We start from the raw sequence: 19265 nt of genomic DNA, 5'->3' as shown, positions 1-19265 counted from the left end.
CGGGGCCGGGCGGCAGGTATCCGGACGAACAAAAGCCCGGCGGAGAGGCAATCTCCGCCGGGCTTTCTTTTTTGAATAGTCTCGCGTGTCGGTCAGGCAGCTTCGTCGTAATGCGCCCGGATACTGCCGAGGAACTGGCTGACAGTCTGGCGAAGGCGCGCCGCATTGTTCTGCAACTGGCCAGCAGAGCTATCGACCGTCTCGGAAGCCGTATGCGTGTCCTGGGCGGCGGCCGAGACGATCGAGATATTTTCCGTCACGGCCTGCGTGCCGCGCGAGGCTTCGTTCACGTTGCGGGCGATCTCGCCTGTGGCCGCTCCCTGCTCTTCCACGGCTGCTGCGATGGCCGAGGCGATCTCGTTCATCTTAAGGATCGTGTCGGTGACCGAGGAGATTGCGCCGGCCGCATCCGTCGTCTGGTTCTGGATCTCGGCGATCTGCCCGGCGATCTCTTCCGTCGCCTTGGAGGTCTGGTTGGCGAGTTCCTTCACTTCGGCCGCCACGACTGCGAAGCCCTTGCCCGATTCACCGGCGCGGGCTGCCTCGATGGTGGCGTTCAGCGCCAGCAGATTGGTCTGCTCGGCAATAGCCTGGATCAGGGTCACCACTTCGCCAATGCGTCCGGCGGCCTCCGAAAGCCGCTTCATCCTGTCGTTGGTACGGCCCGCTTCGGCGGCGGCCTGCGAAGCGATCTCGCTCGACGACTGAACCTGGCGGCCGATTTCCGATACCGAGACGGAAAGCTCCTCGGCGGCCGCGGCGACGCTGCGGACGTTCTGCGAGGCTTCCTCGGCCGCGGCCGAACCGGCGACACTCTGCTCGGTCGTCTTTTCGGCGCCGGAGGTCAGATTGGACGCGGCGGACTTCAGTTCCGCGGCCGACTGGCCGACGATATCGACAAGCCCCGTCACTTCGCGGTCGAATGCGGCGCACAAGTCCTGAATGTCCTTTGCGCGCTGGGTGGTTGCTTCCTGTCGCTTGTGGTCGCGCGTCAGCAGATCCTTGTGCGCCTTCGCATTGGCGACGAACACGTTCAGGGCGTCGGCCATGCGGCCGATCTCGTCCTTGCGGTCCAGGGCGATGATCTCGACGTCGTCCTTGCCTTCGGCCAGTGCCAGCATGGAATCGGTCAGCCTGGTCAGCGGGCGGGTGATGCTGCGGATCGAGGCCAGGGCGATGATGCCGGCGACCAGCGCGCCGCCGAGGCCGACGAGCAGGATGCGCAGCGCCTCGCTCCAGAAAGCCGCGTCGATATCGTCCACGTAGGCGCCCGTGCCGATCATCCAGCCCCAGGGGTCGAAGCTGGCGCCCCAGCCGTATTTCGGCTGCGGGACGTCGCTGCCGGCCTTCGGCCACTGGAAATGGACCGAACCGCCGCCGGCCTTCGCCGCCGCGATCAGTTCGCGGATGAACATGACGCCATTCGGATCCTTGGCGTCCAGCATGTTCTTCCCGAAGAGCTGTGCCTTCTCGTGTATGACGTTCACGCCGTCATAAGTGAAGCCGAAGATATAGTCGTTGTTGCCGAAGCGGATGGCGTTGATGGCATCGCGCGCCGCCGTCTGGGCTGCCTCGCGCGTCATGGCGCCTTTCTGTTCGAGCTCGTTGAAGTGCCTGGCGATGCTGACGGCGGATTCGGCCACCGATTTGACGCCGAGAATGCGCTCCTCGAGCATGGCGTTCCTGAGTGAGCTCAGGGCCATCGCGCCGATGATGAGCGACAGGACGAAAAGTACGACCACCGGTATGGTGATCTTTGCGGAAAGGGGCAGACGGGACAGTGTCATGGAGGCCTTCCGTGGTCCAGAGGCAGCAAGAACCGCGACCAGCCCAATCCCTTGGGCTGGCTGGCGTCTCTCCTCGATCCTTGATCGAGGTTCGAAATCGGTTCGCGGAGAGGTCTCCCCAGTGATATTTCTTCGATTGTAAACTTAGCGTTATCAGAATTCGAATTGTTGAATGCGTTTTCACGAAATGGTGCGTTGCAGCGAAATCTGGCGCGACACAGGGCACAGCGAGGGAAGCTTCGGCGTCCAGGCTGTATTTTGCTACGCGATACCGGCTACCCGGGGGGCGAATTCGGCAGATCAATAGGCCCGGCACTTTTTCGGGTAGGTGCCCGGGCGATCCCAGGTGGCAAATTCCCCGCGCCCGGTCAGCGAATAGGAGCGCAGGCGATAAAAAAAGCTTGGTCCCGGACGAACCTGCCGGAGGCTGACAGGCCGCAGGCCGATCTCGCGCACGACCGCCAGGCCGCGGGCGTTGTCGAAAGTGACGTCGATTTCCGTGCCGCCCTCGCAGCCGTAGGTGACATCGATGAACGCTCTTTCGACGCCGTAATCCGGCTGCGTTTCCCAGGTCGGCGGAGCTGCGGGCGGCGCCTGCCGCGGGCTTCCGGTGATGGTAACGGTGCGCGACGACGAGCGCGGCAGATAGACGCCGAGGCATTCGCCCTGCGTCGTCGAAATCAGCCAGGGATGGTCCAGCACCGTCGGCTGGCGCAGTTCGCCGCCCGGCGGAATGTCCGTCTGGAATCGGCGATTGCCGTTATAGTCGATCCAGTTGACGATGACGGTGCCGCGATAATTGTTGCGGAACACCAGCGTCGCGGGGCGGTCGCTTGGTACGGAGCGGATATAGCCTTCGTCGGCGCAGCTCGGGCCGCCCGCGGGTTCGGAAGGAGCGAAGCCCGGCGTCGCCGGCGCTTCGACGATGCGCTGGGGCGGCTGGCAGAAGGCGAGGAAGCGGCGGACCGCCTGCGCGCTGCCTTTCAGCGACACAGCGTAGCGGGGCGAACCGGCAATGGAAACCGTCACGATCTCGCCCCGAATGAGGTCTTCCCAGATCGGATCCGTGATCGGCAGGCTGATCGTCGGATAGGACTTGCCGTCCGTATCCGGCTCCGATCCCTTTGCGCGATAGTCGCGGTCGGCATCGCGGGCATTCAGCGAAACGTCGATCGATGCACCTTCCCTGAGAGCGTCGACAGTCTCGACAAGCGTGATCGTCGCCTCGCTGCTGCCAATGCCGCAGCTTGCCGTGAAGCCGTCACTGCCATCCTGCGGCAGGGCATAGGTCAGGCTGGCGCGTTTGGCGGATGGATCGTCGCGAACAGTCCATGTGCCCCCTTCGATAAATTCCGGGGTGCCGGAGGGAGGCGTATCCGAAGCCGTAGCGTCGGGGCTTGCGTTATCTTCGGCATCGTCCGTTGCCGCAGAGACGGCCGGAGCGCCGCTTTCCTGCTGTCCAGGCCGGCGAGGCTGGCGGCGCGCCTCGGCGCCGATCGGCGGAGCGCTCGGCGTCGCCCCGGAAGGCACCGCCTGGCGAACGGCCGGCCGCTCCGGCGAGCCTGTGGCGGGCCTTGCGGCATCGACCGCGACATAGACCTTGTTGTCGCCGCAGATATCCTCGGACCGCTCGATGATGCGGCCGTCCTCCAGCACGAGCTTCATCTTGCGGCGGCAGGCGATTTCGCCGCCGGCGGACGGGTCGCCCTCCACTTCGATGAAGGTGGTGCCGGTTTCGCTGCGGGTGATCTTCTGCCGCTTGCCGTCGAGATGGACCTCGCGCACCTTCGAGCCGTCATCGATCTCGATCATGACGATCCTGCGCTGGATGCGGGTCGCCTCGCCGACGGCAACGTCGATCTGGTAGTTCGCCGCACAAAGGTCGAGGCTCCGCTTGATCTCCCGTCCGTCGGAGAGGCGGAAGGTCAGGTCCTGGCGGCAGACGAAGGCCTGATCGGCCTTGCCGATCTCGATGAAGACGCGGTCGCCGCTTCGTCCGGCCTCCTTCAGACGTATGCCGCCGGCGCTCACCGCCTCGATCTCGACTTCCGGCTTGTCGGTGCCGATCGAAAGCAGCCTCGTCTCGGCTTGCACCCCGTGACTGGCAAGGAAAAGCGCGAGGGCCGAAAAGGCGATCAGGCGAAGCATGCGCCGGGCCGTTCCGGTAAGCGATGAGGCGTTCATTCTGCGGTCCATGTCAGCGGCACGGGTGCCAATGCGATATCTTCCAGATGGTATCGTCGCAATTTCGGCTGGAATGTGAAAGGGCTCGCAAAACGGGTGGCGGGCGGTCGGGCGCGAGATTATTTTCAGATCCAATCGAGAAAACTGGTGAAACGGTCATGATCCCTGCAACGACCCTTGAAGTGGCCCGTAAGCACAGCAGGCTGCCGGCGGATATGGAAGATGCCTCGGGCGACTATGAAGTCGTACGCCGGACACTGCAATTCATCACCGAGACGTGGCGGGACCAGCCGGGCCTTGAGGAAATCGCGCGCCATTCCGGATTGCAGCCGATCCAGCTGCAGCGGGTGTTCTCGCGCTGGGCCGGCATTACGCCGAAGCAGTTCCTGCAGGCGCTCACCCTCGACCATGCGCGTGCGCTGCTGAAGGATGCGGCGAGCGTGCTGGATACGACCTACGAGGTCGGGCTTTCGGGGCCGGGCCGGCTGCACGATCTTTTTGTCACCCACGAGGCGATGACGCCCGGCGTCTACCGCGCGCGCGGCGACGGCGTGATGATGAAATACGGCTTTCATCCCTCGCCTTTCGGGCAGGTGCTGGTGATGGCGACCGAGCACGGGCTGGCGGGTCTGGCCTTCGCCGATCCGGGCGAGGAAGCGGCGGCGCTCGAGGACATGACCTCGCGCTGGCCGAAGGCGGTCTACGAGGAGGACCTGGCGTCAACCGGGCCTTATGTGCGCCGTATCTTCGACCGCAACGAATGGTCCTCCGACCAGCCGCTGAAGATCGTCTTCATCGGCACGGATTTCGAGATTCGGGTCTGGGAAACGCTGCTGCGCATCCCGATGGGCAAGGCGACCACCTATTCGGAAATCGCCGCCAGACTTGGCAAGCCCTCCGCCGCGCGCGCGGTCGGTACCGCCGTTGGCAAGAATCCGATCTCCTTCGTCGTGCCGTGCCATCGGGTGATCGGCCGCTCGGGCTCCTTGTGCGGCTATCATTGGGGGCTGACGCGCAAGCGCGCCATTCTCGGCTGGGAGGCGGGCGTGACGGGCGCGATCGCCGCGGAGTGAAGGTGAGTGGCTGAAACGCAGGCCGAAGGGCCATTGGCCATAGCCGCCGGGCGTTCCGGCCTGACGAGCCGTTACAGGGCCGCATCCGGCTCCGACGTGCTGGCCGTCGTCTATTCGCAGGCCCGCGTCCCGGACGGAAAATTCGGTCTGGAGCGGCTTTTTGCCATCACCCGCCATGCCTGCCTCTTCCTCAACGCGCCCGATGCGAGCTGGTATCGCGGTTTCGAGGCGGAAATCGACGAGCGCCTCGACAAGGCGGTTGCAGCGAGCCGGCCGGCGCGGATTATCCATTACGGTTCCTCGAAGGGGGCCTATGGTGCGCTTCTCACGGGGCTTCGGCGGGGCGACGGCGAGATCCTGGCCTTCGGGCCAGAATTCGAGCTCGGACTGCCGGGCAGCCGCAGCGCGGAAGCCGGTGTCGCGTCGGTCGGCGGAGTAGAGCTGCTTCACGGGATCGAAAGCTTCGACGGGCCGCTGCGGATTGTCTTCGGCGCCTTCGATCCTTTCGATGCTGCTGGTGCGGCGGCGATCATGCGCCTCGCCAACAGGCCGGCGGGATTGCGCGTCTCCCTGCTGTCGTCCTCGCATGCAAGCCACGATCATCTCTACAGCCTCAACATCATCCGCAAGGTGATCGCCCGTTTCGACCGCGATCTTGATGCAGAATGCCGCAAGCGCGGGCTGGCGGCGGCGTTCGATGTCGACGAGCTTGCGGCCTTCGCCGGAGCGGGACTGCGCCATTATCGCGGCGAGGCGGTCGATCCGGCCGCGCTTGAAGGGCTGGCGGAGAGGAATCCGGGCGCTGCGCTGCTGCTTGCCGACGTTCTTGCCGGGCGTGGCGAGATTTTGCGGGCGCTCGATCGCCTCGCACGGTTGCAGAAGAGGATCGACGGCGACCCGGCGCTCGCCCGCCTGCCGAAGCGTTGGCGGAAGACGGTCTGGTTCAAGCGGCTGGCGCTGACTTACCGCTCGGGACCCGACACGGCTGCCGAGGCACTGGCGAACGAGGCCGTCGATCGCTTCCCTGAGGACTTGCGCTGGCGGTCCCGGCAGGAGGTTGAAGCGGCGGCATTCGCATCGGGTGGCGGAGAGGAGCCTGCCTGAGCGACGTAGGTTGTGGCGCATGACCTCTCCTTTCGTCTTGCCGGGCTTTCATCCGACCTTGAAAATGCCGCTCAAGGCCCTGCGCGCGCTGCGAAAATGGCATTCTTGCAGCTCGAAATCGGGCAATTTTGTGCAAATCGAGCCAAAGCCCTCGCGGGAACGAAATTCTCCGGACGAGATTCTCTCAGTCTTTTCAGGCGCCTATTCCGGATTATCGAGGCTATTTCAACGCTTCACAGTGTCGCCTCTTTTGGCGAGATATTGCGAATTGGCTGAATTAACTTCTTGGGAGGGCGAGTAAATCCAGCCGGATGGTTCACCAAACCTGGATTTACATCGATGATTACCAGACTGACGATCGCCGGCCTCGCCCTCGTGCTGGCTTCCATCGCTCCGGCTTCCGCGAAGACCGAATGCGGCAAGGCCTCCTGGTATGCGCTCGGCGGACGCACCGCCAGCGGCGTGATCCACAATCCCGAAGCCATGACGGCGGCGCATCGCACCCTGCCCTTCGGCACGCAGGTAAAGGTGGAGAACCTCGCCAACGGCCGCGAGGTGGTGGTGAAGATCGTCGATCGCGGCCCCTTCGTGCGCGGCCGGGTGATCGACCTTTCGAGGGGCGCGGCCCGCGAGCTCGGCTTCATCAGCAAGGGCGTGACCAAGGTGCGCGTGACGCGCGTAGCCGACGCGTCCCCGACGGGCGGCAACAGCTGTCAGTAAGGCTTGGCGGCCTGTCATATCTTCAATTGCAGCGCCGCCTGTATTCGTAGCGGCCTGTCGCCGGATTGCGGACCGGCGCCAGCGTGCAATCCGTCTTGTTCTGCCGGTTCAGCTTGTCGAGGCGCTCCTTCACGGGATTGCGCGGCGGCCGGCGCGGATTGAACGTGTCTTCCCGATAGAGCGGATCCGGTCTCACCAGCGGATCCGGCCGCTTCGGCGGTGGTGGGGGTGTGATGACGTTTCGCGGCGGCTCCTGCGCCACCGTCAGGCAGGCTTCCGGAGGGCAGGTCGGTGCGGAAAGTCCCGGCTTATCGCAATAGGGCTGTGCCACGGACCCGACACAGCGGCAGCCGCAGCTTGCGGCAGGGGCCGTAGCCGGAACCAGGGCGCAGAAGCCGAACGCCAGCGCCGACGCAATCAGGGTGTCCCGGGCATGGCGGCAATTCATGGCTGCCTCGCGCTTCTTCCTGTTGCCCCGCCATTTCCGGCCTCCTCGGCCAGCCAGTCGCGAAAGGCGGCGACCACGGGGCGGATGGTCCGGTTTTCCGGATATACGAAATGATAGGCCGAAGGCAGGCTGAGGGAAGTGTCGAAGAGCTGCACCAGCCGGCCGCTCGCCAGCTCCTCGGCAACGAAGAAGCGCGGCACCAGCGCCACGCCGAGATTGTTGGCGGCTGCCTGCGAGATCATTCCGAACTGTTCGAAACGCGGGCCCTGGAAGGCGGTGTTGCTGTCGACGCCGGCAGCCTCGAACCATTGCTTCCAGGCGAGTGGCCGCGTCGACTGGTGCAGCCGGACGACCCCGTTCAGGTCGGCTGGCATGCGCAGTCCATGATGGTCGCGATAGGCCGGCGTCGCCACGGCGATCACCTCCTCGGCGAAGAGCGGCTCGCAGATGCCGCCCGCCCAGACCGGCTCGCCATAGTGGATCGCCGCGTCGAAGGGTTCCCGGGCAAAATCGAAGGGCCTGAGGCGCACCGCAAGGTTGAAGCTTGCCTGCGGATAACGGCGGTGGAAGGATGCAAGGCGCGGCGCTAGCCACTTCGTGCCGAATGTCGGCAATGTGGCGAGGTTCAGCACGTCCGCACTGCCGCCGAAGGACATGACCTGGCGGGTGGCGTCGGTCAGGTGCTCGATCGCCTCGCGTACGTCGTGCAGGTAGAGCCTGCCGGCGTCGGTCAGCACGATGCGCTGGCGCACCCGTTTGAAAAGCTCGACGCCGAGGCGCTCCTCGAGTTGGCGAACCTGCTTGGAAACGGCGCCTTGTGTCAGGTGAAGCTCTTCCGCCGCGCGGGTGAAGCTGCCGTGGCGGGCGGCGCATTCGAAGGCCAGCAGATTGTCAGCGTGGGGGACGAAACCGCGTCGCAAGTTTTATTCCATTCGTTCATGATCTCAAGAGAACATATCACTTTGCCCGACCATCGCCAGCGGGGACACTCCGCGGCGGAAAAATCAACCGGCCAGATGCCCGCCCATGCCGGACCATCTGACGCAGGAACGTCTCAGGAGAAACGCCATGAGCCAGCCGACCATTCCGAGCCTGATCGGCGAGACCGACCAGATCCTTGCCCGGCTCGGCGTCGAGAAAAAGCGCTACCAGAACGGCACGCTTGCCGCCCGCTCGCCGATCACCGGCGAGATGCTGGCTGAGGTCGTCGAGGCAAGTGCCGCCGATGCCGCGGACATGATCGGCCGCGCGCAGGCTGCATTCCAGCAGTGGCGCAGCCTGCCGGCGCCCCGCCGTGGCGAACTGGTGCGCCTCTTCGGCGAGGAGCTGCGGGCGCACAAGGACGATCTCGGCCGCCTCGTTTCCATCGAGGCCGGCAAGATCACCTCCGAGGGCCTCGGCGAAGTGCAGGAAATGATCGACATCTGCGATTTCGCCGTCGGCCTGTCGCGCCAGCTCTATGGCCTAACCATCGCTTCGGAGCGTCCCGGCCACCGGATGATGGAGACGTGGCATCCGCTCGGCGTCTGCGGCGTCATCTCCGCCTTCAATTTCCCCGTCGCGGTGTTTTCCTGGAACGCGGCCATTGCCCTCGTCTGCGGCGACAGCGTGGTGTGGAAGCCCTCGGAAAAGACGCCGCTGACCGCGCTGGGCGTCGAGGCGCTCTATCGTCGTGCGGCGGAGCGTTTCGGCAAGGACGCGCCGGCGGATCTCCTGATGGTGCTGCAGGGCGGACGCGAGCTTGGCGAGGTGCTGGTCGACGATCCGCGCGTGCCGGTGGTTTCCGCCACCGGCTCCACCCGCATGGGCCGCGCCGTCGGGCCGCGCCTTGCCAAGCGCTTCGCCCGGGCGATCCTGGAGCTTGGCGGCAACAACGCCGCGATCGTCTGCCCCTCGGCCAACCTGGACCTCACCTTGCGCGGCGTCGCTTTCGCGGCGATCGGCACGGCCGGCCAGCGCTGCACGACATTGCGCCGTCTCTTCGTGCATGACAGCGTCTACGATGCGCTGCTGCCGCGCCTGAAGGCCGCCTATCAGTCGGTAAAGGTCGGCAATCCGCTGGAGGACGGCACGCTGGTTGGTCCGCTGATCGACAAGGCAGCCTTCGACAACATGCAGCGGGCGCTGGAAGCGGCAATCGCCGAGGGCGGCAAGGTGACCGGCGGCAACCGCTTCACGGTGCCGGGCCGCGATGAGGCCTATTACGTCCATCCGGCGCTGGTCGAGATGCCGGCCCAGTGCGGCCCGGTGTCGGAAGAGACCTTCGCGCCGATCCTCTACGTGATGCGTTACAACGAGCTTTCGGAAGCGATTGCGCTGCAGAATGACGTCGGCGCGGGCCTGTCGTCCTCCATCTTCACCAACGATCTGGGCGAGGCGGAAACGTTCCTCTCCGTTGCCGGGTCCGACTGCGGTATCGCCAATGTCAATATCGGCCCGTCGGGCGCGGAAATCGGCGGCGCATTCGGCGGCGAGAAGGAGACGGGCGGCGGCCGCGAGGCGGGGTCCGATGCCTGGAAGGCCTATATGCGCCGCGCCACCAACACCATCAACTATTCCGGCGCGCTGCCGCTGGCGCAGGGCGTCAAGTTCGACGTCGCCTGAGGAGGAAGAGCATCATGAGCAAGACCCATGTCGATCCGACCGGCGGCGGAAGCTTTGCCTGGGAAGACCCGTTCCTGCTGCGCGAGCAGCTGAACGAGGACGAGATTCTCATCATGGAGACGGCGCGCGCCTATGCGCAGGAAAAGCTGCAACCGCGCATCCTGGAAGCCTATGCCCATGAAAAGACCGATCGCGAGATCTTCAACGAGATGGGCGAGCTTGGCCTGCTTGGCGTCACCATGCCGGAGGATTATGGCTGCGCGGGTGCCTCCTACGTGTCCTACGGCCTCGTGGCGCGCGAGATCGAGCGCGTCGATTCCGGCTACCGCTCGATGAATTCGGTGCAGTCTTCGCTGGTGATGTTCCCGATCTATGCCTACGGCTCGGAGGAGCAGCGGCGCAAGTACCTGCCGAAGCTTGCCTCCGGCGAACATGTCGGCTGTTTCGGCCTGACGGAGCCCGATGCCGGCTCCGACCCGGCCGGCATGCGCACCCGCGCGGAAAAGATCGACGGCGGCTACCGCCTCAAGGGCGCCAAGATGTGGATCTCGAACGCGCCGATCGCCGATGTCTTCGTCGTCTGGGCGAAGTCGGAGGCCCATGACGGGGCGATCCGAGGCTTCGTGCTGGAAAAGGGCATGAAGGGCCTGTCGGCGCCGAAGATCGGCGGCAAGCTCTCCCTTCGCGCGTCAGTGACGGGCGAGATCGTGATGGACAATGTGGAAGTGGGCGAGGACGCGCTGCTTCCCAACGTCGCCGGACTAAAGGGCCCGTTCGGCTGCCTCAACCGGGCACGCTACGGCATTTCCTGGGGCGCGCTGGGCGCGGCCGAGGATTGCTGGCACCGTGCCCGCAACTACGGTCTGGAGCGCAAGCAGTTCGGTCGCCCGCTGGCCCAGACCCAGCTTTTCCAGAAGAAGCTTGCTGACATGCAGACTGAGATCACGCTCGGCCTGCAGGCTTCGCTTCGTGTCGGGCGTCTGCTCGACGAGGGCAGGGCCGCGCCGGAGATGATCTCGATCGTCAAGCGCAACAATTGCGGCAAGGCGCTCGATATCGCGCGGCAGGCGCGCGACATGCATGGCGGCAACGGCATCCAGGAAGAATATCACGTCATGCGCCACGCGCAGAACCTGGAGACGGTCAACACCTACGAGGGCACGCACGACATCCATGCGCTGATCCTCGGCCGGGCGCAGACCGGCCTGCAGGCGTTTTTCTGATTGAAACGTCTGACGACCTTCCCGTGAGGCCTGCAAAGAGAGCGCGATGAGCATCGAAACGGTGGATGTGGCGATCGTCGGCGGCGCGGTGATGGGCTCGTCCATCGCCTGCCACCTTGCCATGGCGGAGGATTTCACGGGTTCCGTGCTGGTGATCGAGAAGGACCCATCCTACCAGCGCTGCGCCTCGGCGCTCTCGGCGGCCTCCATCCGCCAGCAGTTTAGCGACCCGACAAATATCGCCATCTCGCTCTACGGCATCGAGTTCCTCCGCGAGATCGGTGCGAGGCTCGCCGTCGGTGACGAGCGGCCGGCGATCGACCTGCACGAAGGCGGCTATCTCTTTCTCGCCACGCCCGACAGGCGGTCGATCCTGGAGGAAAACCACGCGCTGCAGACGCGGATGGGCGCCGATATCCTGTTCCTGGAGCCGAAGGAGCTCAAGGAACGGTTTCCCTGGCTCAATGTCGAGGATATCGCCGCCGGCTGCTTCGGGCGCACGGGCGAAGGCTGGTTCGACGGCTACGGGCTGATGCAGGCCTTTCGCCGCAAGGCGCGATCGCTCGGCGTGCCCTATCTCGCCGGCGAGGTGGCGAAGGCCGAGAGGGCGGGCGAGGGCTTCCTGCTGACGCTCGCCGATGGCTCGAAAATCTCCTGCGGCACCCTCGTCGACGCCGCCGGCGCCAGTGGCGCCACGCGGCTGGCCGCAAGTCTTGGCGTCGAGATCCCCGTCCGGTCGAGGAAGCGGATGATCTTCACCTTCGATTGCCGGGAAAGGGTCGACGGCTGCCCGCTGCTGATCGATCCGACCGGCGCCTATGTCCGCCCGGAGGGCAAGGGCTTCCTGTGCGGTTCCGCGCCCGATGCCGAACGCGATCCGGACGCGGAGGATTTCGAGGTCGAGCACGATTTCTTCCTCGAGATGGTCTGGCCGGTGCTGGCCGGACGCATTCCCGCCTTCGAGGCGATCAAGCCGGGTGCTGCCTGGGCAGGCCACTACGATATGAATCTCTTCGACCACAACGCTCTTTTGGGCGGCGTGGAGGGCGTGCCGGGCTTCCTGCTTTGCTGCGGCTTTTCCGGCCACGGCTTGCAGCAGTCTCCGGCGGTCGGCCGAGGCATCGCCGAACTGATCGCGCATGGACGCTACACGACGCTGGACCTTTCGGCGCTATCCTTCTCACGGATTGCCGAGGGTCGGGCGATGGTCGAGCGCAACGTCGTGTGATGTGACTTGCGGTCGGCTCCGCCAGGTCACACACTCCCCGCCGCTTTCGAAACTTCGCAGAGACAGATCATGACGCTCGCCAAAGGCCATGCCTTCCTGATGATCCCCGGCCCGACCAACGTGCCCGACGAGGTGCTGCGCGCCATGCACCGGCCGGCGGTCGATATCTATGACGGGCCGCTGCTCGACATCACGGCAAGCTGCCTTGCCGACCTGAAGAAGGTTTTCCGCACAACCGGCGAGACCTTCATTTATGCCTCCAACGGCCATGGTGGCTGGGAGGCGGCGCTTACCAACACGCTGTCGCGCGGCGACAAGGTGCTGGTGCTCGATTGCGGCCTGTTCGCCCGAGCCTGGGGCGAGATGGCGAAGAAGATCGGCCTCGAGGTGGAGATCCTGCCCGGCAGCTGGCGGCAGGCGGTCGATCCGCAAGCGCTGCAGTCGCGTCTGGCGGCTGACCGGGCGCATGAGATCAAGGCGGTGATGACCGTGCAGGTCGACACCGCGTCTGGCGTTGCCAATGACGTCGAGGCGCTGGGTCAGGCGATCAGGGCGACCGGCCATCCCGCGCTCTTCATGGCTGATACGATCGCCTCGCTCGGCTGCATGCCCTTCGAGATGGACGCCTGGGGCGTCGACGTGGCGTTGACCGGCGCACAGAAGGGGCTGATGACGCCGCCGGGCCTCGCCTTCGTCGCGGCGAACGAACGGGCGCTGGCCGCGCATCAAACGGCGAACCTGAAGACGCTCTACTGGGACTGGACCTTCCGCCAGGGGTCGGAGCACTATCAGAAATATTGCGGCACGCCGCCGGAGCACCTGCTCTACGCATTCCGACAGGCGCTCGACATGCTTTTCGAGGAAGGGCTTGAGGCCGCCCATCTGCGGCATCGGCTGCTGGCCGGGGCCACCCGGGCGGCGGTCGCCCGCTGGGCGGAGGGCGGCGCGCTGGAATTCAACGTGTTGAAGGACGAGGAGCGCTCGAATTCGGTCACCGTGGCACTGACACCTGGTATCGACGCAAAGGTGCTGAAGTCCTTCTGTGAGAAGACCTGCGGCGTGACGATCGGCGGCACGATCGGCGAGATCGGCGGCAGCGGCATCCGCATCGGCCATATGGGCCACGTCAACGCACCGATGGTGATCGGGGCGCTGGGCGCCATCGAAATGGGCCTGTCCGTGCTCGGCGTGAAGCACGGCAAGGGCGGCGTGCAGGCCGCGACGGACTATCTCACTGCGGCCCTGTCGCGCTAAGCTGGCCGCCCGCGCCCCGGATTTGGGGCCTGCTCAGAGCGCAGAGGCGATCTCCGCGACGATGCGCTCGGCGGCAGCGCGGGGATCGGGTGCCTTCACCACAGGACGGGCGACGACGATATAGTCGGCCCCGGCCCTGATCGCCTCCGCCGGCGTCATGACGCGCTTCTGGTCGCCCGCCGCCTCGCCGGCAGGCCGCACGCCCGGCGTCACCAGCGCCATTTCGCCGCCAAGCAGCGGGCGAAGGCTTGTCGCCTCGTGCGGCGAGGCGACAATGCCGCCCATGCCGGCCGCGCGCGCGTCGAGCGCCCGCGCCCGCACCAGATCCTCCAGGGAACCCGTGTAACCGGCGGCCTCGATGTCGCCCTGGTCCATGGAGGTCAGCACGGTCACGCCGAGCAGGCAGAGCGGCGTAGCCGCCTCCCGCAGCGCGCCGACGGCCGCCCGCATTGCCTTCGGATAAGCGTGGATGGTGACGAAGGTCATGCCCATCTTCGCGATATTGGCGACGGCGCTGGCGATCGTGTTGTCGATATCGAGCAACTTCACGTCCAGGAAGATCTTGTGGCCCTGCCGCGCCAGCTCCTCGGCAAAGGAAAGTCCGCCGGCGAATTGCAGCTGCATGCCGATCTTGTAGACGCCGACCGTATCCCGGGTTTCGGCGACGATGGCGCGCGCCTCCTCCACGGTTGGCACGTCGAGGCCGACGATCAGGCGATCCCTGGCGGTCTGCGGCTTGAAGGAGGTGGGCATCGGCGACGGTCTCCCCGGTCTGGTCGTGGTGGCGCGGGCCGGATCCCGGGACCAGGATGGATCCGGCCCGGCAACGTCCCGTATCGACTATTTCATTGCAGCTATTTCATTGCGTGGGGCAGCCTGTTACAACGCCTCGCGCTCGGCAATGGTACGATGCGGATAGACGACTCTGCGAGGATGGGCAATGCGCTCTGCGACGATCACGCGCAAGACCAAGGAAACCGATGTCTCCGTCACCGTCTCTCTCGACGGCAGCGGCGGCTTCGATATCTCGACCGGGATCGGTTTTCTCGACCATATGCTGGAGCAATTGTCCCGCCATTCGCTGATCGACATGACGATCCGCGCCAAGGGCGACACGCATATCGATTTTCACCACACGGCCGAGGACGTGGGCATCGCGCTCGGCCAGGCGCTGAAGACCGCGCTCGGCGACATGACCGGCGTGACCCGTTATGCCGACTGCCACCTGGCCATGGACGAAGCGCTGACGCGTGCGGCGGTCGACATTTCCGGCCGGCCGTTCCTGGTCTGGCAGGTCGAGTTTCCGCGCGACAAGGTGGGCGATTTCGACACGGAGCTCTTCGAAGAGTTCTTCCGCGCATTCGCCATGAATGCCGGCATAACGCTGCATGTCGCCAATCTCTACGGCTCGAACAGCCATCATATCGCCGAGACCTGCTTCAAGGCGGTGGCGCGCAGCCTGCGCACGGCGATCGAGCCGGACCCGCGCCAGGCGGGCCGCATCCCTTCGACAAAGGGTCAACTCGGAGGGTGAGGCGATGACAATCTTTGCCGCGCTGATCCCGCCGGAGGCCAATCCCTCCCGGCTGTCGATCAGGGACGCCGACCGGACGGTGTTCATCAAGGACGGCTTTTCCTGGCCGGCGCTGTTGCTGCCGATCATCTGGCTGCTGTGGCACCGGCTGTGGCTGGTGCTGCTCGGCTATCTGGCAGCGGCGGTGGCGCTGGAGGCGATCACCATGACGCTTGGCGGCCCGTGGGCGGCGATTTCCGGCCTGGCCTTCTCCTTCCTCTTTGCGCTGGAAGCCAACAACCTGCGCCGCTGGACGCTGGAGAAGCGCGGCTGGACCTTCGCCGCTGCCATAGCGGGCGCCGACAAGGACGAGGCCGAGGCCCGGTTCTTCAGCGCCCATGCCGCTTCGCTGCCCGCCAAGGGCAGCCCGCCTGCCCCCCAGCCGGGACAGACACGCCCTGGCGGCCCGGTGCCGCGGATCGGAACGGAAAGCGTGGTCGGCCTGACACTCGGCCGCGAGGGAGCATGAGATGAGCGTTGCGATCATCGATTACGGCTCGGGCAACCTGCACTCCGCCGCCAAGGCCTTCGAGCGGGCGGCGCGCGAGCATGGATTGGCGCCCGACATCCGCGTGACGAGCGATGCCGACACTGTCGCCCGCGCAGAACGGATCGTGCTTCCCGGAGTCGGCGCCTTCGCCGACTGCAAGCGCGGCCTTGCCGCCGTCGACGGCATGATCGATGCTCTCAACGAGGCGGTGATCGGCAAGGGCCGTCCGTTTCTCGGCATCTGCGTCGGCATGCAGTTGATGGCAAGCCGCGGTCTGGAGTTCGAAACGTCGGAAGGGCTCGGCTGGATCGCCGGCGACGTGGTCGAGATCAGGCCGTCCGATGCTACCCTGAAGATCCCGCACATGGGTTGGAACACGATCGACGTGAAACAGCCGCATCCGCTACTTGCCGGCATTGAGACGGGTCCGCAGGGATTGCACGCCTATTTCGTGCATTCCTATCACCTCGCCGCGGCAAATCTCGGGCAGGTGATTGCAACGACCGACTATGGCGGCGCGATCACCGCCATGGTCGGCCGCGACAACATGGCCGGTACCCAGTTCCACCCGGAAAAGAGCCAGCGGCTGGGCCTGAAGCTCATCTCCAATTTCCTTAGCTGGGCGCCCTAGGTCCACATCTTGGGCACAGCCGCCAGAAAGCAGCATCCATGATCCTTTTTCCCGCCATCGACCTGAAAGACGGGCAGTGCGTGCGCCTGAAGCTGGGCGACATGAACCAGGCGACGGTCTTCAACGACGATCCCGCAGCCCAGGCGCGCGCTTTCGAGAACCAGGGCTTCGAATGGCTGCATGTGGTCGATCTCGACGGTGCCTTTGCCGGTGAAAGCCGCAACGGCGCCGCCGTGGAAGCGATCCTGAAGGCGACGAGGAATCCGGTGCAGCTTGGCGGCGGCATCCGCACGCTCGCCCATATCGAGGCGTGGCTTTCGCGCGGCCTCAGCCGCGTGATCCTCGGCACGGTGGCGGTGCGCGATCCGGATCTGGTGCGCGAAGCCTGCCGGACATTCGAGGGGCGGGTTGCCGTCGGCATCGACGCGCGCGGCGGCAAGGTGGCGGTGGAAGGCTGGGCGGAGACCTCCGAGCTGACGGCCGTCGACCTCGCGAAGCGCTTCGAGGATGCAGGCGTTGCCGCGATCATCTACACCGACATCGACCGCGACGGCGTGCTGAAGGGGATCAACTGGGAGGCGACGCTGGAGCTGGCGCGCGCCGTCACCATACCTGTGATCGCGTCCGGCGGGCTTGCCTCCATGGCCGACGTGGAACGGATGCTTGAACCCGATTGCGCGATCCTGGAAGGCGCCATCTCCGGGCGGGCGCTCTATGACGGGCGGCTGAATCCGGCCGAAGCGATCGCCGCCATCAAGGCCGCGGAGCGCCGGCCAGCACAACGGTAAGGCCACCGTCGCGCGCCTTTACCTGCGCGTCGTCCAGCCCGAGCAGCGGATTTTCCCTCGGCGCCGGCAGATCCTGGTCGGTACGCACCGTAGAAAGCTCGTTCAGGGGATAGCTGACGCGTTCGTGGACGAGGGAACCTGCATAAAGCGGAATCGCGTAGCCGTTTCCATCCAGCCGATAGGCCGTGGGCCAGACGCGCAGCACCCAGCGCCCGCCGCGCTTCGGATTGTCGCCCTTGTCCTCTCGTATGAGAACGAGCGACGGAGCGCGGCCGTTATGGGTGCGCGGCAGGGTCGGCAGATCCTCGGCCGGTGTCTGGCCGACGAGAAATCCGGTGAGGGTGGCTAGCGACCAGCTCGGCGCCCTTTCGAAGCCGAGCGGCGCCATCGAGGTTTCCAGCGTGCCCAGATCGCCGGCCCATTGCAGCACGAGAGGCTCTTCCGTTTCTCCGTCGAGCTCGATGCGGCGTGCGGGGACGTTCTGCCAGCCGCTGTCGCGCCAATTCGCCGGCGTCATGGCGATCGCCTGCGGCAGGTGTGGTGCATAATTGGCCTCTGCTGCGTCGAAACCGCGCCTGATGTGGAAGCTCCCTGCAAGCGCGATGGTGCAGCAGACGATCGCCGCCAGCCACCAGCGGCCGATCTTCTCGTTGTGGATCGAGCCGAAGATGAAGGCGAAGGCAGAGACCATGGCCGTACCGAAAATCAGGCCGCCGATGACGTCCGAGGTCCAGTGCGCTCCGAGATAGATACGCGAGAAGGCAATGGCGAGAATGTAGACGATGCCGACGGAAAAGATCCCGGCCTTGGTGAGCGGCGAGCGGTCGTGGGCGACCAGCACCGCCGCGATGCCGATCAGCACCGTGTTGATGGTCGCATGCCCGCTCGGGAAGCTGAAGGCGTCGGCGCCTTCGTAGAGCTCGATAGGCCGCGAGCGGTGGAAGACGAGCTTGAACAGCGGCACGAAAAGGGCGGCGCCCGCCATGGCGATCAGGAAGCCGACGCCGCGCCGCCATGCCCCGCGCAGGAAGAGATAGCCGACGATGGCCGCGGCGACGATGGTGATCACCACCCCGTCGCCCAGCATGGTGAGGAAGACCATGATCTGGTCGCCGAGCGGCGAGCGCAGGGTAAGGAACAGGTTGCGGATCGCGGTATCGGCACGCTCCAGCGCGTTGCCCGGCGTGATCGCGGCGGCAATCGCGCCGAAAGCCGGGATGGTCACCAGCAGCAGGAAGGCGGAGACCAGCATGCCGGTGGAGCGCGGGTGATCGGGATTGAAGGCTTCCGCCGCCCATTGCGAGGCCCGGTCGGGGCGACGCGCGAGATAGGTGACCAGCGCCGCCCGGCTTCCGGAAAACAGCGGGATGACGATCAGGATCAGCCAGCGCCCGACGATGACCGACAGGAAGAGGATGGCGACCAGCACGCCGAGCACGGCGGCAAGCCGTCCCGAGACCTCGCCGATGGCGGAAAAGGCCGTGCCGGCGATGAAGCCTGGGCCGAGATGGGCGACTGTCCAGAAGAATGCCGAGGTGACGTTGATGAAGGTGAAGCGCCAGACGTTCATGCCGACCATGCCGGCAATGCCGGCCACCATGGCCTTCACGCCCGGTACGAAACGGCCGATGAAGACGCTCTTGCCGCCGTGCCGGAGGAAGAAGTCCTCGCCGCGCTCCACGAGGCTGAGATAGCGATTGAAGGGCCAGACGGTCTTCAGCTGCCCCTTGTAGATGTGGCCGATCCAGTAGGAAATCGCGTCGCCGGCGATGGCTCCGAGCATCGTCCAGACGAAAATCGGCATCGGCTCCAGCTTGCCGAGGCCGACAAGCGTGCCGGCGCCGACCAGCACCACCGTGGACGGAACCACGAGGCCGATCAGGAACAACGCCTCGCCCATCGCGATCATGAAGACCACGAAATTGGCCAGCGTCGGGTTATCGCCGATGAAGGTGACGAGCTGGTTGAGTAGGTCGGTCACGGGGCCTTGCTGGTGTCTCGACTATGCGGGCCCTGGCGGACCTCGACTGGCAGACATGTACGTTCTCGGGAAGCCTTCGCCAATCCCGAAATCACCGGATGCCGCGTCAGATGGCGCTTGCAGGCGCCGCACCGCCTTTGTCAGACTGTTTGCGGGGACGTGGCACCGGGCATTCGA

17 protein-coding genes are annotated in these 19265 nt (G+C 65.5%); 11 read left to right on the top strand and 6 right to left on the bottom strand.

Features of this window, described 5'->3' with window-relative positions; all coding sequences use genetic code 11:
- Positions 1-92: 92 nt before the first annotated feature.
- Both H2509_RS17280 and H2509_RS17275 read right to left on the bottom strand, forming a co-directional pair.
- Complete coding sequence (locus H2509_RS17280) at positions 93-1787, bottom strand: methyl-accepting chemotaxis protein (RefSeq protein WP_182167621.1); 1695 nt, start codon at positions 1785-1787, stop codon at positions 93-95.
- A 300-nt stretch (positions 1788-2087) separates the two neighbouring features.
- Positions 2088-3971 (bottom strand): VHL beta domain-containing protein, encoded by a 1884-nt coding sequence (locus H2509_RS17275; protein WP_182167619.1) that lies wholly within the window; start codon positions 3969-3971, stop codon positions 2088-2090.
- A 158-nt stretch (positions 3972-4129) separates the two neighbouring features.
- On the opposite strand from H2509_RS17275, the gene H2509_RS17270 reads away from it, so the two are divergent.
- The 3 genes from H2509_RS17270 (at position 4130) to H2509_RS17260 (ending at position 6868) form a co-directional block, all read left to right on the top strand.
- Positions 4130-5044, top strand: coding sequence for a methylated-DNA--[protein]-cysteine S-methyltransferase (locus tag H2509_RS17270; RefSeq protein ID WP_182167617.1), 915 nt, complete (start codon positions 4130-4132; stop codon positions 5042-5044).
- Between the two features lie 6 nt (positions 5045-5050).
- A complete protein-coding gene (locus tag H2509_RS17265; protein WP_182167615.1) occupies positions 5051-6148 on the top strand; it encodes a hypothetical protein in 1098 nt (365 codons plus the stop codon).
- 339 nt (positions 6149-6487) lie between these two features.
- The gene (locus H2509_RS17260) at positions 6488-6868 is read left to right on the top strand and encodes a septal ring lytic transglycosylase RlpA family protein (RefSeq protein WP_182167612.1); all 381 of its coding nucleotides are present in this window, start codon (positions 6488-6490) and stop codon (positions 6866-6868) included.
- A gap of 22 nt (positions 6869-6890) precedes the next feature.
- Here H2509_RS17260 and H2509_RS17255 read toward each other — a convergent pair whose 3' ends face one another.
- Complete coding sequence (locus H2509_RS17255) at positions 6891-7316, bottom strand: hypothetical protein (protein ID WP_182167610.1); 426 nt, start codon at positions 7314-7316, stop codon at positions 6891-6893.
- Complete coding sequence (locus H2509_RS17250; RefSeq protein ID WP_182167608.1) at positions 7313-8236, bottom strand: LysR substrate-binding domain-containing protein; 924 nt, start codon at positions 8234-8236, stop codon at positions 7313-7315. Before H2509_RS17250 ends, H2509_RS17255 begins: the two co-directional genes overlap by 4 nt.
- Before the next feature lie 148 nt (positions 8237-8384).
- Here H2509_RS17250 and amaB point away from each other — a divergent pair, with 148 nt between their 5' ends.
- The 4 genes from amaB to H2509_RS17230 all read left to right on the top strand — a co-directional run bounded on the left by amaB (position 8385) and on the right by H2509_RS17230 (position 13625).
- Positions 8385-9920 carry an L-piperidine-6-carboxylate dehydrogenase gene (gene amaB / locus H2509_RS17245; protein WP_182167606.1) on the top strand — a complete coding sequence of 512 codons (1536 nt, stop codon included), beginning with the start codon at positions 8385-8387 and terminating at the stop codon, positions 9918-9920.
- A 14-nt stretch (positions 9921-9934) separates the two neighbouring features.
- Positions 9935-11143, top strand: coding sequence for an acyl-CoA dehydrogenase (locus H2509_RS17240; protein WP_182167604.1), 1209 nt, complete (start codon positions 9935-9937; stop codon positions 11141-11143).
- Between the two features lie 46 nt (positions 11144-11189).
- Positions 11190-12371, top strand: coding sequence for an NAD(P)/FAD-dependent oxidoreductase (locus tag H2509_RS17235; RefSeq protein WP_182167602.1), 1182 nt, complete (start codon positions 11190-11192; stop codon positions 12369-12371).
- A gap of 69 nt (positions 12372-12440) precedes the next feature.
- Positions 12441-13625, top strand: a complete 1185-nt coding sequence (locus H2509_RS17230) for a pyridoxal-phosphate-dependent aminotransferase family protein (RefSeq protein WP_182167600.1) — start codon at positions 12441-12443, stop codon at positions 13623-13625.
- A 33-nt stretch (positions 13626-13658) separates the two neighbouring features.
- Here the strand turns inward: H2509_RS17230 and pyrF are convergent, their stop codons facing one another.
- The gene (pyrF, locus tag H2509_RS17225) at positions 13659-14378 is read right to left on the bottom strand and encodes an orotidine-5'-phosphate decarboxylase (RefSeq protein WP_182167597.1); all 720 of its coding nucleotides are present in this window, start codon (positions 14376-14378) and stop codon (positions 13659-13661) included.
- 187 nt (positions 14379-14565) lie between these two features.
- Here pyrF and hisB point away from each other — a divergent pair, with 187 nt between their 5' ends.
- Genes hisB through hisA form a run of 4 tightly spaced genes read left to right on the top strand, consistent with a single transcriptional unit; the run spans position 14566 to position 17107 of the window.
- Positions 14566-15159 carry an imidazoleglycerol-phosphate dehydratase HisB gene (hisB, locus tag H2509_RS17220; RefSeq protein ID WP_182167595.1) on the top strand — a complete coding sequence of 198 codons (594 nt, stop codon included), beginning with the start codon at positions 14566-14568 and terminating at the stop codon, positions 15157-15159.
- Positions 15160-15163: 4 nt separating this feature from the next.
- Positions 15164-15667 carry a DUF2628 domain-containing protein gene (locus H2509_RS17215; RefSeq protein WP_182167593.1) on the top strand — a complete coding sequence of 168 codons (504 nt, stop codon included), beginning with the start codon at positions 15164-15166 and terminating at the stop codon, positions 15665-15667.
- A 1-nt stretch (position 15668) separates the two neighbouring features.
- Complete coding sequence (hisH, locus tag H2509_RS17210; protein WP_182167591.1) at positions 15669-16319, top strand: imidazole glycerol phosphate synthase subunit HisH; 651 nt, start codon at positions 15669-15671, stop codon at positions 16317-16319.
- Between the two features lie 38 nt (positions 16320-16357).
- Positions 16358-17107, top strand: coding sequence for a 1-(5-phosphoribosyl)-5-[(5-phosphoribosylamino)methylideneamino]imidazole-4-carboxamide isomerase (gene hisA / locus H2509_RS17205; RefSeq protein ID WP_182167589.1), 750 nt, complete (start codon positions 16358-16360; stop codon positions 17105-17107).
- Here the strand turns inward: hisA and H2509_RS17200 are convergent.
- Positions 17073-19088 carry a bifunctional DedA family/phosphatase PAP2 family protein gene (locus tag H2509_RS17200; protein ID WP_182167587.1) on the bottom strand — a complete coding sequence of 672 codons (2016 nt, stop codon included), beginning with the start codon at positions 19086-19088 and terminating at the stop codon, positions 17073-17075. The genes hisA and H2509_RS17200 overlap by 35 nt on opposite strands.
- Positions 19089-19265: the final 177 nt, after the last annotated feature.

Origin of the sequence: Stappia albiluteola (assembly GCF_014050225.1) — a bacterium.
Lineage (GTDB): Bacteria > Pseudomonadota > Alphaproteobacteria > Rhizobiales > Stappiaceae > Hongsoonwoonella > Hongsoonwoonella albiluteola.
The sequence above is the reverse complement of the archived record's forward strand: the minus strand, read 5'-3'. Positions and strand labels throughout refer to the sequence as shown.

Coding starts and splice junctions, on each gene's coding strand:
- H2509_RS17230 (WP_182167600.1), top strand. CDS start 12,441: ATGACGCTCGCCAAAGGCCATGCCTTCCTGATGATCCCCGGCCCGACC.
- hisA (WP_182167589.1), top strand. CDS start 16,358: ATGATCCTTTTTCCCGCCATCGACCTGAAAGACGGGCAGTGCGTGCGC.
- amaB (WP_182167606.1), top strand. CDS start 8,385: ATGAGCCAGCCGACCATTCCGAGCCTGATCGGCGAGACCGACCAGATC.
- hisB (WP_182167595.1), top strand. CDS start 14,566: ATGCGCTCTGCGACGATCACGCGCAAGACCAAGGAAACCGATGTCTCC.
- pyrF (WP_182167597.1), bottom strand. CDS start 14,378: ATGCCCACCTCCTTCAAGCCGCAGACCGCCAGGGATCGCCTGATCGTC.
- H2509_RS17270 (WP_182167617.1), top strand. CDS start 4,130: ATGATCCCTGCAACGACCCTTGAAGTGGCCCGTAAGCACAGCAGGCTG.
- H2509_RS17240 (WP_182167604.1), top strand. CDS start 9,935: ATGAGCAAGACCCATGTCGATCCGACCGGCGGCGGAAGCTTTGCCTGG.
- H2509_RS17235 (WP_182167602.1), top strand. CDS start 11,190: ATGAGCATCGAAACGGTGGATGTGGCGATCGTCGGCGGCGCGGTGATG.
- H2509_RS17260 (WP_182167612.1), top strand. CDS start 6,488: ATGATTACCAGACTGACGATCGCCGGCCTCGCCCTCGTGCTGGCTTCC.
- H2509_RS17280 (WP_182167621.1), bottom strand. CDS start 1,787: ATGACACTGTCCCGTCTGCCCCTTTCCGCAAAGATCACCATACCGGTG.
- H2509_RS17215 (WP_182167593.1), top strand. CDS start 15,164: ATGACAATCTTTGCCGCGCTGATCCCGCCGGAGGCCAATCCCTCCCGG.
- hisH (WP_182167591.1), top strand. CDS start 15,669: ATGAGCGTTGCGATCATCGATTACGGCTCGGGCAACCTGCACTCCGCC.
- H2509_RS17255 (WP_182167610.1), bottom strand. CDS start 7,316: ATGAATTGCCGCCATGCCCGGGACACCCTGATTGCGTCGGCGCTGGCG.
- H2509_RS17275 (WP_182167619.1), bottom strand. CDS start 3,971: ATGAACGCCTCATCGCTTACCGGAACGGCCCGGCGCATGCTTCGCCTG.